General features: G+C 71.7%; 13 protein-coding genes, 1 tRNA gene and 2 rRNA genes. 7 read left to right on the top strand and 9 right to left on the bottom strand.

The genetic code is table 11. The features are described 5' to 3' along the window. Positions 1–246: 246 nt before the first annotated feature. The 3 genes from CK505_RS18435 to CK505_RS08605 form a co-directional block, all read right to left on the bottom strand. On the bottom strand, positions 247–831 hold the full coding sequence (locus CK505_RS18435; RefSeq protein WP_095650817.1) for a hypothetical protein: 585 nt from the start codon (positions 829–831) through the stop codon (positions 247–249). Between the two features lie 444 nt (positions 832–1,275). Beyond that, a tRNA-Thr gene (locus tag CK505_RS08610) sits at positions 1,276–1,352 on the bottom strand. 219 nt (positions 1,353–1,571) lie between these two features. Beyond that, positions 1,572–2,435, bottom strand: a complete 864-nt coding sequence (locus tag CK505_RS08605; protein ID WP_035930298.1) for a thioredoxin domain-containing protein — start codon at positions 2,433–2,435, stop codon at positions 1,572–1,574. 213 nt (positions 2,436–2,648) lie between these two features. Between CK505_RS08605 and CK505_RS08600 the strand changes: the two genes are divergently transcribed. From CK505_RS08600 to CK505_RS08590, 3 genes are all read left to right on the top strand, one after another. After that, a complete protein-coding gene (locus CK505_RS08600) occupies positions 2,649–4,103 on the top strand; it encodes a trehalose-6-phosphate synthase (RefSeq protein ID WP_272027326.1) in 1,455 nt (484 codons plus the stop codon). Next, complete coding sequence (gene otsB / locus CK505_RS08595; RefSeq protein WP_035930291.1) at positions 4,103–4,909, top strand: trehalose-phosphatase; 807 nt, start codon at positions 4,103–4,105, stop codon at positions 4,907–4,909. Before CK505_RS08600 ends, otsB begins: the two co-directional genes overlap by 1 nt. Positions 4,910–5,044: 135 nt before the next feature. Next, the gene (locus tag CK505_RS08590) at positions 5,045–6,184 is read left to right on the top strand and encodes an ABC transporter ATP-binding protein (protein WP_095650816.1); all 1,140 of its coding nucleotides are present in this window, start codon (positions 5,045–5,047) and stop codon (positions 6,182–6,184) included. Positions 6,185–6,264: 80 nt separating this feature from the next. Here the strand turns inward: CK505_RS08590 and CK505_RS08585 are convergent, their stop codons facing one another. Both CK505_RS08585 and CK505_RS08580 read right to left on the bottom strand, forming a co-directional pair. Next, positions 6,265–6,468 (bottom strand): hypothetical protein, encoded by a 204-nt coding sequence (locus CK505_RS08585; RefSeq protein WP_035930283.1) that lies wholly within the window; start codon positions 6,466–6,468, stop codon positions 6,265–6,267. A gap of 168 nt (positions 6,469–6,636) precedes the next feature. Beyond that, positions 6,637–7,458 (bottom strand): MurR/RpiR family transcriptional regulator, encoded by an 822-nt coding sequence (locus CK505_RS08580; RefSeq protein ID WP_017832782.1) that lies wholly within the window; start codon positions 7,456–7,458, stop codon positions 6,637–6,639. A gap of 161 nt (positions 7,459–7,619) precedes the next feature. Between CK505_RS08580 and CK505_RS08575 the strand changes: the two genes are divergently transcribed. Further along, positions 7,620–8,822, top strand: coding sequence for a DUF4032 domain-containing protein (locus CK505_RS08575; protein ID WP_095650815.1), 1,203 nt, complete (start codon positions 7,620–7,622; stop codon positions 8,820–8,822). A gap of 22 nt (positions 8,823–8,844) precedes the next feature. Here CK505_RS08575 and CK505_RS08570 read toward each other — a convergent pair whose 3' ends face one another. Together CK505_RS08570 and CK505_RS08565 are read right to left on the bottom strand one after the other, a co-directional pair. Continuing rightward, positions 8,845–9,420, bottom strand: a complete 576-nt coding sequence (locus CK505_RS08570; RefSeq protein ID WP_095650814.1) for a TetR/AcrR family transcriptional regulator — start codon at positions 9,418–9,420, stop codon at positions 8,845–8,847. A 36-nt stretch (positions 9,421–9,456) separates the two neighbouring features. Then, on the bottom strand, positions 9,457–11,715 hold the full coding sequence (locus tag CK505_RS08565; RefSeq protein WP_017832785.1) for an HAD-IB family phosphatase: 2,259 nt from the start codon (positions 11,713–11,715) through the stop codon (positions 9,457–9,459). A 148-nt stretch (positions 11,716–11,863) separates the two neighbouring features. Here CK505_RS08565 and CK505_RS08560 point away from each other — a divergent pair, with 148 nt between their 5' ends. From CK505_RS08560 to CK505_RS08550, 3 genes are read left to right on the top strand one after another with little or no spacing between them, the layout of a single operon-like run. Then, positions 11,864–12,652, top strand: coding sequence for an SDR family oxidoreductase (locus tag CK505_RS08560; RefSeq protein ID WP_035930281.1), 789 nt, complete (start codon positions 11,864–11,866; stop codon positions 12,650–12,652). Next, positions 12,649–13,434, top strand: a complete 786-nt coding sequence (locus tag CK505_RS08555) for a 1-acyl-sn-glycerol-3-phosphate acyltransferase (protein WP_017832787.1) — start codon at positions 12,649–12,651, stop codon at positions 13,432–13,434. Before CK505_RS08560 ends, CK505_RS08555 begins: the two co-directional genes overlap by 4 nt. A gap of 40 nt (positions 13,435–13,474) precedes the next feature. Further along, on the top strand, positions 13,475–15,148 hold the full coding sequence (locus CK505_RS08550; protein ID WP_095650813.1) for an FAD-binding oxidoreductase: 1,674 nt from the start codon (positions 13,475–13,477) through the stop codon (positions 15,146–15,148). A gap of 133 nt (positions 15,149–15,281) precedes the next feature. On the opposite strand, the gene rrf is transcribed toward CK505_RS08550, so the two are convergent. Together rrf and CK505_RS08540 are read right to left on the bottom strand one after the other, a co-directional pair. Next, a 5S ribosomal RNA gene (gene rrf / locus CK505_RS08545) occupies positions 15,282–15,398 on the bottom strand. 226 nt (positions 15,399–15,624) lie between these two features. Continuing rightward, a 23S ribosomal RNA gene (locus CK505_RS08540) occupies positions 15,625–15,860 on the bottom strand; the annotation flags it as partial.

The following is a 15,860-nucleotide window of genomic DNA, read 5'->3' as shown; positions in this document are numbered from 1 at the left end:
GTCGGTCCGCGTGCGGCGTCGTCCGCTCGCAGGGGGGACCGTCGCCCGGGGGTGCCGAGGCGGCCGGGGGGCCTGCGGCGGACGACGGACGTCACGCGGGAGGACTCTCCCCGCGTGCGTCCACCGATATCATCACGGTGCGGCTCCGGATGCGCGGAGGCTCGGGCCGTGTCCCCGGAGGCTCCCCCTCAGGCTCCCCCGGCTTCGTGCGGACCGCGCCGGCGGGATCCGTCGGTGCCGGGCCGCTCAGTGCTCGCCGTCGTCATCGCCCTTCTGGTGCGAGTGCTCGCCCTCGTCCTTCATGTCGTCGTGGTGCTTCCTGCTCCTCCAGTCGTCGTCGTCGTAGAAGTGCCACTTCTCGTGCTCTTCGCAGTACCACCAGTGGTCCTGGTGATCGCCGTCGTCGCGGTCGTACTCGTCATCCTTGTCGTCCCGGTCGTACTTGCCGTCGTGGTCGTCCCGGTCGTACTTGTCGTCCCGGTGCTCCCTGCGGTCCCGGTCGTCCCGGTCGCGCTCCTCGTCGCGACCCCGGTCGTCGTCGCGACCCCGGTCGTCGTCGCCGTTGCCGCCGCGATGGTATGCGTACTTCCGCTCCTCGTCGTCACCGCGGTCCCTGCGATCCTCGCGGTCCCTGCGATCCTCGCGATCGCCGCGATCGCCGCGATCGCCGCGGTCGCCGCGGTCGTGACGACTTTCATGCGATTCACTGTGGTCTCCACGGCTCTTGCCGTTATCCTGATCTGACCCCGCGACCGCCGGGGTGGCAACCGTTCCTCCCACGAGGGCGGCGGCCATGGCCGCGCCGACGAGGGTCTTCCGCAGACTGCTCATTGCTGCTCCTGTGGAGAGGGCATGACATGGGGATCGTCATGCGATCGAGATGTTCCGAGACCTGGGCAAGAGGTCTCACCTATGAGATAGGTAGGAACACCGTAGGAGTGAGCTGAGTCACGGTTCAAGACTCCGGCCGGGGCGATCACGATCACGGTTCCGTCTCGTCGCATCCCCGGAGCGGCATGTCCTGTCCGGACCCTCGCCGGTGCGGTCCCGGCGCGGTCGGGCCGCCGGCAACCCCGGAAGCCGGACCGGCAGAATCCCCGTGACGGCGCGGATCTCCGGCTCACCCCTTGCCACCGCACATCTTCCGAGGGGGTCAGGAGCGAGTTCGCCGCAGCCCGGCCGGGACACGGACATCAGCATGCGCACACCCCGCACCGAGACCGCGGCGTAACATGTGACGTCATGAGCGGTCGCGAGTGCAACGTCGCGGACCGGTGGAGCCCCCTACCGGATTCGAACCGGTGACCCCCTGTTTACAAGACAGGTGCTCTGGCCAGCTGAGCTAAGGAGGCGGATCGGCCCTCGGGCCTCCGCACGGGTGCGGCCCCGGCGGCCGGTTCCTCAGGATATCGGACGCGTTGCAGGACCCCGAAATCCCCGGGCGCCCGGACGGTCCGCACAGCGCGACGGCGCCGTGCCCCGCGCGGGGGCACGGCGCCGTCGCGCTGCTCCGGCGCCGTGCCCCGCGCGGGGGCACGGCGCCGTCGCGCTGCTCCGGCGGAGCGGGGACCCTACTCCTTGGCCTCCACGGCCGCGTCGAGGGCCTCCTGGAACGCTTCGTTGCCCAGCCGCTCTCCGTCGATGAAGACGGTCGGGGTGCCGGACACGCCGTTGGCGAGGGACTCCTGCGAGACGACGTTGACCATCGGCCGCCACGTGTCCTCCTCGAGCGCGCCCGCGATGTCGGCGCCGTGCGAGGAGGCGATCTCCACGAGCTGCTCGTCGTCCAGCCCACCGGTGCCCTGGTGGCTGAACACCTCCTCGACGAAGGCCAGGTACTGCTCGGCCGAGGACTGGTTGCCCACCTCGTAGGCGGCGGCCGCGGCCCGCGAGGAGTACTGCGTCGGCGTCGAGCGGTCGAGGAAGTTGAGGTTGCGGTACTCGAGGACGATGTCGCCGGAGGTCACGGCCTTCTCGAGCGCATCGGCGTTCTCGGCCTCGAAGTCGGCGCAGTGCACGCACTCGAAGTCCTGGAAGATCACGACCTGCACGGGCTCGCCGTCGCCCGAGGCCTCGACGCCCGGCGGGACGGCGGAGTCGTCCGGGGTCTCCGGGGCCTCGGGCACCTCGGCGAGGTCGCGCTCCTCGACCTCGGACTCGCCCGTGCGGATCCCGTCGGCCGTCAGCACCGTGCCGCCCCACTGGTTGGCGCTGGCGGGAACGGGCCCGGCCTCGGGGATCTGCTGGGCCCGGTTCTGCGCCACGACGACGCCGATCACCGCGACGATCACGAGGACCAGGGCGAGGATGCCCAGCTGCAGGATCCGGCGGGAGCGCTTGTCCTGCCGTGCGTGCTGGTCCGCGACCTGCCGAGCCCGCTCCCGGGCGGCGTCGCGGTTCCGGGGATCGGGGGTGGTGCTGCTGCTGGCTGCCATGGGTCCTCTTCGAAAGATCCTGGGGGGTGGACGGGGAGGTGTCGTCGCCCAGATTATCGGACCCCCTCCCGGGCCGCCGACTCAGGAGATCCCCAGGCAGAACCGTGAGCACGCTGATGAATAGACTGGGACGAGGACGACGACGACCTACCGGAAGGACATCCCGTGAGTGCAGAGCATCCCCCCACCGCCTCCTCGGCCGACCTGGAGGAGGTGCCGGAACCCCGGACGGACGTGCCGCAGGAGGCCGGTTACGACTTCGTCGTGGTCTCCAACCGGCTGCCGGTGGAGCGCGTCGTCGAGCACGGGCAGTCCTCCTGGCGCCGCTCCCCCGGCGGCCTCGTGGCCGCCCTGTCCCCCGTCATGGCCCGCAACGCCGGCGCCTGGGTGGGCTGGCACGGGGCCCCTGACGAGACGCTCGAGCGCTTCGACCACGACGTCTTCCACCTCGCCCCCGTGCCGCTGTCCGCCGAGGAGGTGCAGGCCTACTACGAGGGCTTCTCCAACGCGACCCTCTGGCCGCTCTACCACGACGTCATCGCGCCGCCGGAGTTCCACCGCACGTGGTGGAACAGCTACCGCCAGGTCAACCGCCGCTTCGCGGAGCGGACCGCCGAGATCGCCGCCGAGAACGCCACGGTGTGGGTGCAGGACTACCAGCTGCAGCTGGTCCCCAAGATGCTGCGCGAGCTGCGGCCGGACCTCACGATCGGGTTCTTCAACCACATCCCGTTCCCGCCCCTGGAGATCTTCGCGCAGCTGCCCTGGCGGCGGGCCGTCCTCGACGGGCTCTCGGGCGCGGACCTCATCGGCTTCCAGCGCCCGGGTGACGCCCAGAACTTCCAGCGCTGCGTGCGGCGGTTCCTGGACGTGCCGTTCAAGAACGGAGCGGCCCGGTTCGGCACGGACGACGACGCGTGGACCGTGCGCGCGGCGTCCTACCCCATCTCCATCGACGCGCAGTCGATCCAGGAGCTGGCCTCCCGGCCGGAGGTGAAGGACCGGGCCCGGGAGATCCGGCACGAGCTCGGCGACCCGGAGACCGTGTTCCTGGGCGTCGACCGCCTGGACTACACCAAGGGCATCCTGCACCGCATCAAGGCCTACGGCGAGCTGCTCGAGGACGGCAGGCTGACGGTGGGGCCGTCGGTGCTGATCCAGGTGGCGAACCCCTCCCGGGAGCGCGTGGAGTCCTACGTCCAGCTGCGGGAGGACGTGGAGGGCCTCGTGGGCCACCTCAACGGCCAGCACGACACCATCTCGCACACTGCGATCCGCTACCTGCACCACGGCTATCCGTTCGAGGAGATGGTGGCGCTGTACCTGGCGACCGACGTCATGCTCGTGACCTCCCTCCGGGACGGCATGAACCTGGTGGCGAAGGAGTACGTGGCGGCCAAGACGGACGGGTCCGGGACCCTGGTCCTCTCGGAGTTCACCGGCGCCGCCGAGCAGCTCAAGCAGGCGCTGCTGGTCAACCCCCACGACATCGACGGACTCAAGGACGCGATGCTGCGGGCCAAGGACATGCCCGCGCCCGAGGCGAAGAAGCGGATGCGCTCGATGCGCCGGCAGGTCCTGGGCAACGACGTCAACGACTGGTCCGAGGCGTTCCTGCGGGACCTCGCCCGCACCCGCCCCGGGACGACCGAGGAGGAGGAGCAGTGATGGCCCCGCACGACGACACCCGCCCGGCGCTCGAGGACGCCCTCGCCCGCGCGGCGGAGGCCGGGACCCTGCTGGTCGCCCTCGACTTCGACGGCACCCTGGCGCCCTTCACGGACGACCCGGACGACAGCCGCGCGCTGCCGGAGGCCCGGTCCGCGCTGGAGGAGCTCCTGACGCTGGACCGCACGTACGTGGCCGTCATCTCCGGCCGGCCGATGCGGTTCCTCCGCTCCGTGGTGGACCCGGACGGCCGGATGCTCCTCTCCGGCTCGCACGGGGCGGAGCTGCTCCTCGACGCCCTGGGGGACGCCGCCGCCGACACCGCCCTGCAGCTCTCCCCGGCCCAGCTGGAGCTGCTGGCACAGGCCACCGCGCTCGTGGAGGCACAGGTGGCCCGGTACCCCGGGTCCAGGCTGGAGCTCAAGCCGACGGGGGCCGCCTTCCACACCCGCACGATGGCGGACCAGAGCCTGTGCGCCCGCGCGGAGCAGGAGATGGTCGAGCAGTTCGAGCAGCTCGAGGGGCTGAAGATCACCCCGGGCCAGCACGTGGTCGAGTCCTCCGTGCACTCCGCGACCAAGGGTGAGGGCATCACGGCGTTCATGCAGGCCACCGGCGCCGACGTCACCCTGTTCGCCGGCGACGACGTGACGGACGAGAACGCGATGCGCGAGCTCGGCCCCGCCGATCTCGGCATCAAGGTGGGCACGGGGCAGAGCGTGGCCGCGCACCGGGTCGCGTCCCCGGAGGACCTGGCCGCGGCCCTGATCCGGCTGTCCGAACTGCGCCGGGGCGCGCTGCCGTGACCTCGGATGACGGCGCGCCGATGGCGGAGACGCCCCGAAGGTGATTAGGATCACTGTGGCCCCCATCACCTGAGGGGGCAGCTCTTCTCCTTCGGATCGTCCGGCACGTGCCTGCCGGGAAAGAGGCCTTGAACCATGTCTTCTGTGCGCTACGCCAATGTGACCTGCCAGTACCCCGGGGCCGAGCGGCCCTCGGTGACCGACCTGAACCTGGACATCGCCGACGGGGAGTTCCTCGTCCTGGTGGGCCCCTCCGGGTGCGGGAAGTCCACCACCCTGCGGATGCTCGCCGGGCTGGAAGAGGTCACCGGGGGCAACATCTACATCGGCGACCGCGACGTCACCGACGTCCCCTCCCGGGACCGCGACATCGCGATGGTCTTCCAGAACTACGCCCTCTACCCGCACATGACCGTGGCCGAGAACATGGGCTTCGCCCTGAAGATCGCCAAGATCTCCCCCGAGGAGCGCCGCCGGCGGGTGGAGGAGGCGGCGAAGATCCTGGACCTCACCGACTACCTGGACCGCAAGCCCAAGGCGCTGTCCGGCGGGCAGCGCCAGCGCGTGGCCATGGGCCGTGCCATCGTGCGCTCCCCGCAGGTGTTCCTGATGGACGAGCCGCTGTCGAACCTGGACGCGAAGCTGCGGGTGCAGACCCGCACCCAGATCGCCTCCCTCACCCGCCGGCTGGGGGTCACCACCGTCTACGTCACCCACGACCAGGTCGAGGCGATGACCATGGGCGACCGGGTCGCGGTGCTCAAGGACGGGCACCTCATGCAGGTCGACACCCCGCGGGCGCTCTACGACCGGCCGGCCACGGAGTTCGTGGCCGGGTTCATCGGCTCCCCGGCAATGAACCTCTTCCGGGTGCCCGTGGCGGGCGGGGCGGCGACCTTCGGCACCATGCGCCTGGAACTGACCCGGGAGCAGCAGGCAGCCCTGACCGGGGACAAGGTCACCGTCGGCATCCGCCCCGAGGACCTGCACCCGGCCGCCGAGGGCACCGGGCTGCCGATCGAGGCCGACGTGGTCGAGGAGCTCGGCGCCGACGCCTTCGTCTACGGCCACCTCGCCCCGGTCACCGCGGCGAACACGGTCGTGACGGTGGACCCGACCGGGACCGTGGAGGAGGACGCCGCCGGGGCCCACGAGATCATCGTCCGGGTCGAGGGCCGCACCCCGCCCAGGGCCGGGGCCACGATCTGGGTCGCCCCGAACCTCGAGCACGTGCACCTGTTCGACACCGCCACCGGCAACCGCCTCCCCGACTGACCCCAGCGGCCGACCGACCGCACCGACGCCACGGCGCCCTCCCCCGACGGGGAGGGCGCCGTGGCGCGTCCGGGGCCGGATCAGCCGTCGGCGGGGTGAGCGGCGAGCACCTGCTCGACGAGGTCCGGGTCGGCGTCCTGCACGTCCCAGGTGCCGGTGCGGTCGTGGTAGTCCCGTGCGGCCGCCGTCACGTTGTAGCGACTGGCGTCGCGCGGCGGATCGGAGTGCTCCAGCACGTGGAGAAGGTGCGTCTCGGCCTGGGCGAGCGCCTGGGGTTCATGCATGGCGGGTTCCTCTCGGGACGGACCGGGTCGCTCAGGACCCGGAGTGATCAGCCAACTGACGAATTCTAGTGGATGCTGCGGGGCCGCGCACTGCCGACCCAGGGTCGGGCCGGGACCGCCGTGGTGGACGCGGCGCCCGGTGGCCCTTTCCTCGGCACCGCCGGGCGCTCAGCGCAGGTCCAGCTCCTCGAGCTCCTCGTAGAGCTCGGCGGTGCGGCCCACCCGTCGTCGCCCGTCCGGACCCGCGGCGGCCAGCACGCCGTCGGCGAGCACCGACACGAGGCTCATGGCCGCCGCGTAGGAGTCGAACGGGCCCACGCCGTCGAGGGGGCACTCGATCCACAGGTCCACGGCCGAGGCGTGGCGCCGGGCCGTGCTGTCGGCGACGAGCACGGTCCGCGCCCCCGTGGCCGCGCAGACCTCCACCAGGCGCTCGAACCCGCGGGGGCGCCGCCGGAAGCCCAGCAGGACGACGACGTCGCCCTCGCCCACGTCCACGAGCTCCTCGCCGAGGGTCTGGCCGGGCAGCGGGGCGAGCCGGACGCGGTCCCGCGCCTGCTGCAGCTGCTGCTTCAGGTGCAGGGCGACCGGGTAGCTGTTGCGCAGGCCCACGACCAGGACCGTTCCCGCGTCGGCGAGCGCGCGCACGGCCCGGGCCGGGCGGTCCTCCCCCGCCGGGTCCAGGACCTTGCGCAGGTTCTTGAGCTCCTGCTCCAGGTGCTGGCTCAGCTCCGGGTCCGCGTCGGGGCCGAGCGGCACGCCCTGCTGGCGCAGGGTGCGGGCCGTCTCCCGGAGGTCGGTGAAGGACTCGAAGCCCAGGTGCCGGTACAGCCGGGAGAGGGTGGCGCGGGAGACGCCGCTCATCTGCGCCAGCTCCGCCGAGCTGTACAGGGCGAGGTCGTCCAGGTGGTCCAGGATCAGGTCGGCGGCACGCTGCTCCTGGGGCGAGAGCCCGGCGTAGTGCGCATGGATGCGCTGTTCGATCGACACCCTCCCCACCCTAGCGACCGCCGGGATCGGGCGCCGGAGGCCCCGCGGGGACTTCCGGCCTGTGCCGGTTGCTAGCATGACCAGGTATGAAGGGTTCCCTGGCCCCACACTTCCCCCTCGCACCCCAGGACGGTACCGCCCCTGGCGGACGGTCCGGGAGCGTGTCCATCCAGACGGCCTTCCCGGACCCCGTGCTCCTGGAGCTGCCGTGGGACACCCCCCTCGAGCAGTGGCCGGAGGACGTCCTCGCCGCTCTGCCCCGCGGCATCTCCCGGCACGTGGTGCGCTTCGCCCACGCCGGCGAGAAGATCGTCGCCGTCAAGGAGACCGTCCCCCACTACGCCCGGCACGAGTACGCCACCCTGCGCCGGCTGCAGCGCATGGGCATCCCGTCCGTGGTACCGGACTCCGTGGTCACGGACCGGTACACGCCCGAGGGCGAGCCCCTGCCCGCCGCCCTGGTGACCGACCACCTGAGCTTCTCCCTGCCCTACCGGGCCATCTTCTCCGCCGGCCCCAGCGCCGCCACGGTCGAGCGGCTCGTGGACGCGCTGGCCTCCCTCATCGTGCAGCTGCACCTCTCGGGCTTCTACTGGGGCGACGTCTCGCTCTCGAACACCCTGTTCCGCCGGGACGCCGGCGCGTTCGCCGCCTACCTGGTGGACGCCGAGACCGGCGAGATCCACCCGGAGCTCACGCGCGGCCAGCGGGGGTACGACATCGAGCTGGCCCGCACCAACGTGGCCGGGGAGATCATGGACCTGCTCGCGGGCGCCGTCGAGGAGGGCCACGACATCGCGGACGTGGTGGACCCCTTCGAGGTCTCCGACCGGCTCGTGGCCACCTACGAGTTCCTGTGGCGCGAGCTGACGGTCGAGGAGACCTTCAGCATGGACGAGCGCTGGCGCGTGGTCGAGCGGGTGCGCCGCCTCAACGAGCTCGGCTTCGACGTCGAGGAGGCGTCCATGGACACGGTCGACGGGCGGATCCGGCTGCGCCCGCAGGTCGTGGAGCCCGGCCACCACACCCGCCGCCTGCAGCGGCTCACCGGCCTCGGCGCCCACGAGAACCAGGCGCGCCGGCTGCTGACCGACATCGCCCAGCTCGGGCAGGACCTCTACCCCGGCCTGCCCGAGGAGCTCGTGGCCCAGCTGTGGATGCGCGAGGTGTTCTCCCCGATCATGGAGGCGGTCACCCCGCCGATGCGCCGCAAGCTCGAGCCCGCCGAGATCGTGCACGAGGTGCTCGAGCACCGGTGGTTCCTCTCCGAGCGCGCCGGCAAGGACGTGGCGACGCACACGGCGGTCGAGGACTACGTGGCCTCGGAGCTGGCCCAGCGCCCGGACGAGCGGGAGGTCTTCTGAGCCGGGAGCCGGCCCGCACGGGTCAGGGCCGGTGCGCCTCGAGGACCCCGGTCAGGGTCCGGTGCACCCGCCGGGGCCAGTCGTCGCCCAGGCTCCCGTACCGGGCCACGTGCGAGTAGGCGGAGCCCAGCACGAAGTCCAGCACGACGTCGACGTCCAGGTCCGGGCTCAGCCGTCCAGCCGCCGTCTCCGCCGCGAGGAGCTCCTTGAGCCGCTCCACGCGCGGGCGGACCAGGTGCGCGCGCAGGATCCGGGACGTCTCCGATTCCGGGTCGCTCAGCAGGGAGACCGCCACCCCGATGCCCATGTCGTGGAGCAGGAAGTCCAGTGCCTCGGCGAGGCCCTCGTCCCAGCTCGCCGGGGCGCTCGGCCGTTGCGGCGAGTACGTGGCCACGGCGTCCTCGAGGGCCCCCTCGAGCATCTCCAGGCTGTTCGCGTAGCGGCGGTAGATCGACGTCTTGGCCACGCCGGAGGCCGCCGAGACCGCTTCGATGGTCACCCGGTGCGGTCCGCCCTCGCGCAGGAGGGCCAGTGCCGCCGCGGTGATCTTCTTGTCGGTGGTGACGGTCCGCGGATCGGTCCGGTCGTCGTCGCCCATCGGTGCCCTCCTGCTCGCCGTCCGCCGCCGGAGCGCTCAGGCGGTCTTCCAGTCCTCGATGGGCCAGTGGTTCTTCCGGGCCAGCCGGTACAGGGGCAGGTCGGGGTTGACCGTGTACGGGTGGCCCATGAGCAGCAGCCAGCTGGCGTCCGCGTGGGAGTCCCCGTAGCCGTAGGAGCGGGAGAGGTCGTAGCCGCCCTGCTCGGCGTACTTCTTGAGCCACTGGGCCCGCGCCTCGTCGACCAGGGGCGGAGCGGCGAGGTAGCCGGTCATCACGCCGTCGCGCTCGTCCATCCGGCCCGCCACGACCTCGTCGAAGAGGTGCGCGATCGGCTCCACGAGCAGGTCGATGGACCCGGTGACCAGCACCGTGCGGTGCCCCGCGGCGCGGTGCTCCTCGATCCGGCTCAGGGCCCCGGGGCGCAGGAGGCGCCGCATGTCCTCGCCGAGCGGCCCGGCCACCTGCTCCCGCACGGTCCCGGCGGGCACGCCCTGGTAGCGGCGCATGAACGCCCGGATGAACTCCCCCCGGTCCCGCTTCTCGGCCTTGAGGTAGGTCGGGGCGCTCGAGACGAGGTCGGCGACCTCCGCGGGCCACTTCGCCAGGTGCAGCGTCCGGCGGCGCAGCTGGAGGTACTGGCGGATGACCGTGGAGTCCAGGACGGTGCCCTCGAGGTCGAAGACCGCGAGCACGTCCGTGCCCTCGCTGAGACCCCGCCGGGTCGTGCCGCGCCGCTTGGACGCCGCCTGGAGCCGGCCGTAGGCCTTGGTCATCGTGGTCAGCGCCGGCAGGTGCACGTTCTTCCAGTAGTCGGCCCAGTCGATCGACCGGACGTCGAAGGTCCGGTCCTCCGGCGTGCCGGCGGGCAGCGAGTCGTTGAGCTGCCGCGTGCTGGCGTCGTCGAAGATCATCTCGGTGCGCGTGTAGGACTGGTAGAGGTCCACGTAGGTGCGCAGGGAGCCGAGGCCGGACTGCATCCGGTGCAGGGAGGTCGACCACTCCCGGGTGCGGGAGGTCGCGGGCAGCGCGGAGGTGATCCGGCCGCCCACGGCGGAGAGCCGCTCCTTGACCGCCAGCGAGCGCTCCACGGCGTTGTTGGCCGGGAACTTCCACTCGGGCACCCGGATGGGCTTGCCGTCGGCGTCCTCGAGCGGGTGGGCGAGGAAGAAGGAGCGGACGTTCTCGTACATCTGGTGGAACGGGAGCGGGTTCGAGGCGCCCGAGCAGACCTGGTAGTACGCGGGGGCGGGGTCCGCCTGCCCGTCGGGGGTGGCCGCGCCCGACGGGGCGCGGTGCCCGCCCGTGGCCAGCGCCACGATCGCGTTGACCACGAAGTCGACGGGGATGACGTCGAGCACGGAGTCCGGCAGCCCCGGGAACTCCGGCAGGGCGCCCTTGGCGTAGGCCATGATCAGCGGGTCGGCCACCTTGTAGCCGTCGATCCAGCCGGGGTACGGGTGGCGCAGCGCGGACTCGATGATGGAGGGACGCACCACGGAGAGGCGGTGGCCGGCGCCCGCCCACTTCTGCTCGGCGACCCGCTCGCCCAGGGCCTTCGTGAAGGTGTAGATGTCGGTCCAGCCGAGGGACTGCGCCCGGGTGCGCCCGTACTCGACGAGGCGGGTGCGGACCCACTCCTCGCGCGCGGCCTCCGCGGCGCGGGCCACCGACTTGGGCCCCTCCTTGCCGTGGTCCGCGGTGGCGGCGTCGATGATGGCCTGCAGCCGCTCCGGGGTGCGGGAGGCCATCTCGGCCTCCTCGCGCGCCCGCTGGGCGGCCTCGAACTCGGCGGCCCAGTCGACCTCGTGGTCCACGGCCGCCTCGGGGCGCAGGCCCTTCGCGATCCCGCCGACGTAGCAGGTGGAGACGTGGATGACGTGCGGGTCCTGCCCGGAGGCCAGGAGCGCGTCGTAGAGACCGGTGGCGCCGCCGACGTTGGTGCTGAAGGCCTCGTGGATGGGCGGGTCGAAGGACACGGTGGAGGCCGAGTGGATCACCACGTCGAACGGCTCCGTGATGCCCGCGAGTGCCGACAGGTCCCCCTCGAGGACCGCGGTGCGCTCCGCGAAGACCCGCTTCGCCTCGTCGTCGCCCACGCTCTCCCGCCAGGTGCGGAAGGCGGGTTTGCGCAGCAGCTGCCGCAGCCGCTGCTCACCGCTGATGCTGCCCTTGGGACGGACGACGGCGGTGACGTGCACACCCTCGTGGGCGGACAGCAGCCGTTCGAGCACCGCCTGCCCGAGGAAGCCGGTGGCTCCCGTCAGCAGGACGCGCGTGGTGGGGGTCTCGGTCAACGGTGTTCCTCCGGTGGTGTGCTGGTCCGCCGCCGGTGCGGAGCGGGCGGGGGGGCTGCGGGCGGGCCCTGCCCGGCGGGCGACGACGACGCCCTCGAGCGGACCGCACCCGGCTGCGCTACGGCTACCGTAGTGTAGCCTAGATCTCATGCTTACCGCTCTCGTGACCGGGGGGACGTCCGGCATCGGCGCCGCGTTCGCCGAAGCCCTGGCCCGCCGGGGAAATGCACTCGTCCTGGTGGCCCGCGACGCGGACCGCCTCGAGCAGACGGCCTCCAGGCTGCGCTCGGAGCACGGCGTGCCGGTCGAGGTCCTGCCCGCGGACCTCTCCGACCGCACCGACGTGGACCGCGTCGCCGCCCGGGTCGAGGACCCCGAGCGACCCGTGGACGTGCTCGTGAACAACGCCGGGTTCTCCGTGAAGACCAGCTTCGCCGATCCGGACACCGGCGCCCACGACCGCGCGTTCGAGGTCATGTGCCGGGCCGTCCTGGTGCTCTCCTCGGCCGCGGCACGGGCGATGACGGCGCGCGGCTCCGGCTGGATCATCAACGTCTCCTCCACCGCGGGCCTGGTCACGATGGGCTCGTACTCGGCGATCAAGGCGTACACGACCGCGTTCACCGAGGCCCTCGCCGTGGAGCTCCACGGGACGGGCGTCCACGTCACCGCCCTGCTGCCCGGCTGGGTGCGCACCGAGTTCCACGAGCGCGCCGGCATCAGCGGCTCCTCGATCCCCTCCTTCATGTGGCTCAGCCCCGAGCGCGTGGTCGAGGAGGCCCTCGACGACGTCGCGCGCGGCAAGGTGCTCTCGATGCCCACCAAGCGCTACCGGCTCCTCGGGTTCGCCCTGCGGCACCTGCCGCGCTCCGCGGTGCGCCGGATCTCGGGGCTCGTCGCCTCGGCCCGCCAGAAGGAACGGGCGGCCGGCTCGTGACCCGCCGCGACCCCCAGGACCCGGTCCCGGTCCAGCGCTCCATCGACGGCGGCAGCGCCGGCTCCTCCCCCGAGGCCGCGCCGGAGGCCCCGCCCGCGTCCTCCGCGCAGCTGAGCCCCGACCGCTTTCGTGACCCGCGGCGCCGCCTCGCCCGCCGGATCGCCCAGCGGGTGTTCCTGCAGGGCCTCGCGTACCGCACGGTCCGCCGGACCGTGGTGACGCACCCCGCGGCCGACGCCCTGGACGGGGCGTGCATCGTGGTGGCCAACCACTCGAGCCACCTCGACGCGCCGCTCGTCCTGGGCTCGGTGCCCCGCCGCATCCGCCGGGACCTCGCCACCGGGGTGGCCGCGGACTACTTCTTCACCGCCCCGCACAAGCGCATGTTCACCGAGCTGATCTTCAACGCCTTCCCGGTGGACCGGACGGGCACCGGAGCGAACCGGGGGCTGTCCAAGCAGCTGCTGAAGGCCGGCGTCCCGCTGCTGATCTTCCCGGAGGGCACCCGGTCCCGCACGGGGAAGATGGGGTCCTTCAAGATCGGGGCCGCGGGCCTGGCCAAGGCCGTGGGAGTGCCAGTGGTCCCCGTCGCCCTGATCGGTGCCTACGAGGCGATGCCCCGCGGCGCCCGCTGGCCGCGCCGCGGCCGCCCCCGCGTGGTGGTGGCCGTCGGCGAGCCGCTGGTCGCCCGGGAGAAGGAGCCCACCTCGTCCTTCAACGACCGCATCGAGGCCTCGGTGCGGGCGCTCTACGCCGAGCACCGTCCGCGCATCGACGCCTGAACCACCGTCACCCCCCGAGAACCAGGAGAGTACTGCGCAGATGGCACACGTGAAGCACATGAAGTGGTGGGGGTGGGGCGAGGAAGGCGTGCACTTCGAGTACGCGAACAAGCCCGCCTTCGCCCCGTTCGTCAAGAACGCCCTGGACGTGGACCTGCGGCCCCGGCAGGGCGACACCATCGACTTCTCCACGGTCAGCGTCCCCGCCTCCCGCGCCGGGGAGCCCCTCCTGGAGGCGCTGGCCGCCATCACCGGGGCAGAGCACCTGACCCTCGACGACGAGCTGCGGATCGTGCACTGGGCCGGCAAGTCCGTCACCGAGCTGCTGCTCACCCGGGCCGGGGACTTCGCGCGGGTGCCCGACGTGGTCGTGTACCCCGGCACGGAGGAGGAGGTCGCCCAGGTGCTGCGGCTCGCGGTGGAGCGCGACCTCGTGGTCATCCCCTTCGGCGGCGGCACGAGCATCTCGCGGAGTCTCCAGCCGGATCCCCATGAGGAACGAACGATCGTTTCCCTTGATCTGGGCCGGATGAACCAGGTCCTCTCGCTCGACGAGACGTCGGGGCTGGCCACCATCCAGGCCGGCGTGCTGGGCCCGGACATGGAGGAGCAGCTCAACGCCCGCGGGTGGACGCTGGGCCACTTCCCGGACTCCTTCACGCACTCGACCCTCGGCGGCTGGGCCGCCACACGCTCCTCGGGGATGCAGTCGGACAAGTACGGGGACATCGCCGACATCGTGCGCGGGCTGCGCGTGGTGCGCCCGGGCGGCACCGTGGTGCTGCGCCCCCTCCCCTCGACCTCCACGGGTCCGAGCCTGCGGGAGATGATGATCGGCTCCGAGGGCAGGCTGGGCGTGATCACCCAGCTGGACGTGCACGTGCACCGCATCGCCGAGCACCGCGAGGTCATCGCGTACATGTTCCCCACGTGGCAGCAGGCGCTCGTTGCGATGCGCGAGATCGCCCGGTCCGGCATCAGCACCACGTTCGCCCGCGTCTCCGACGCGCACGAGACCGCGTTCTCGCTCTCCACCCAGAAGGCCCCCGCCACGCTGAAGAAGAAGGTCACGGCCAAGGGCCAGGACGTGCTGTGGGAGCTGATGCGGCGCCGCGGCTGGGACACCGACGCCATGTGCATCGCCTACGTCTGCTTCGAGGGCGCCAAGCCCGAGGTGGAGCGCCGGAAGAAGGCCGTGGCCGGCATCGTCAAGAAGCAGGGCGCCCTGGTGCTCGGTGCGGGCCCCGGCGCGCTCTACGACCAGAAGAAGTTCGACACTCCGTACCTGCGCGACTTCCTGCTCGAGCAGAACACCATCGGCGACGTCTCCGAGACCGCCGCACCGTGGTCCAAGCTCACCACGGTGCACCAGGCTGTCTACGACGCCGCGCACCGGGCCTTCGAGGCGCAGGGCAAGACCGGGTGGATCATGTCCCACATGTCCCACTCGTACCACGCCGGCGCCTGCCTCTACTTCACCTTCGGCTACGAGATCGGCGAGGACCCCCACGCCGAGTACGCCGTGATCAAGAGCGCGATCCAGCAGGCGTTCATCGACGCCGGCGCCACGCTGTCCCACCACCACGGGGTGGGACTCGAGCACAGCCCCTGGATGGAGCAGGACGTCTCCCCCGAGGGCGTGCAGCTCCTGCGCAGCCTGTTCGCCGCGGCGGACCCGGGCGGCAACTTCAACCCCGGCAAGATCGTCGGCTGACCCTCCCGGGTCCGTACAGAGCAGAGCAGGCCCCCACCGTTGCCGGTGGGGGCCTGCTCTGTTGTTGTTCGGGGTGTTAAATGCGGGGAGCCCCCGCACCGTGTGGTGCGGGGGCTCGACCCTTTGTGGTGTGGTCCGGCGGTGTCCTACTCTCCCACACCCTTCCGGGTGCAGTACCATCGGCGCTGCGGGTCTTAGCTTCCGGGTTCGGGATGGGACCGGGCGTTTCCCCCACGCTATGACCGCCGTAACTCTGGTGCCCGACCCCGTGCGCCGCTGGGGCGTGCCGGCCGTGGGCCGGTGTACGGGGTGGGTAAGTCACTGTGGTTGTCCGCCCGTGGTGGGCGGTATTCAATTGCGGTTCCCTGTGCCCGCCGCGTAAGCGACGGGTGGGTTGTTGGTTGGGAGCCGTATAGTGGACGCGGTGTTCTGTGGTGACCCCACCCATGTTCCCAACACGTGTTGGGGGTGGGGGTGTGGTGTAAGTTGTCGGCTTATTAGTACCGGTCGGCTGCACACGTCGTTGGTTCGTGCTTCCACCTCCGGCCTATCAACCCAGTGGTCTAGCTGGGGGCCTCTCACACACTAGGTGCGTGGAAATCTCATCTCGAAGCGAGCTTCCCGCTTAGATGCTTTCAGCGGTTATCTCTTCCGAACGTAGCGAAGCAGCGGTGCACCTGGCGGTACAACTGCCATACCAGAGGTTCGTCCG

Origin of the sequence: Kocuria sp. WN036 (genome assembly GCF_002287015.1) — a bacterium.
GTDB lineage: Bacteria > Actinomycetota > Actinomycetes > Actinomycetales > Micrococcaceae > Kocuria > Kocuria rosea.
This window is presented reverse-complemented; position numbering and strand designations above follow the sequence as displayed.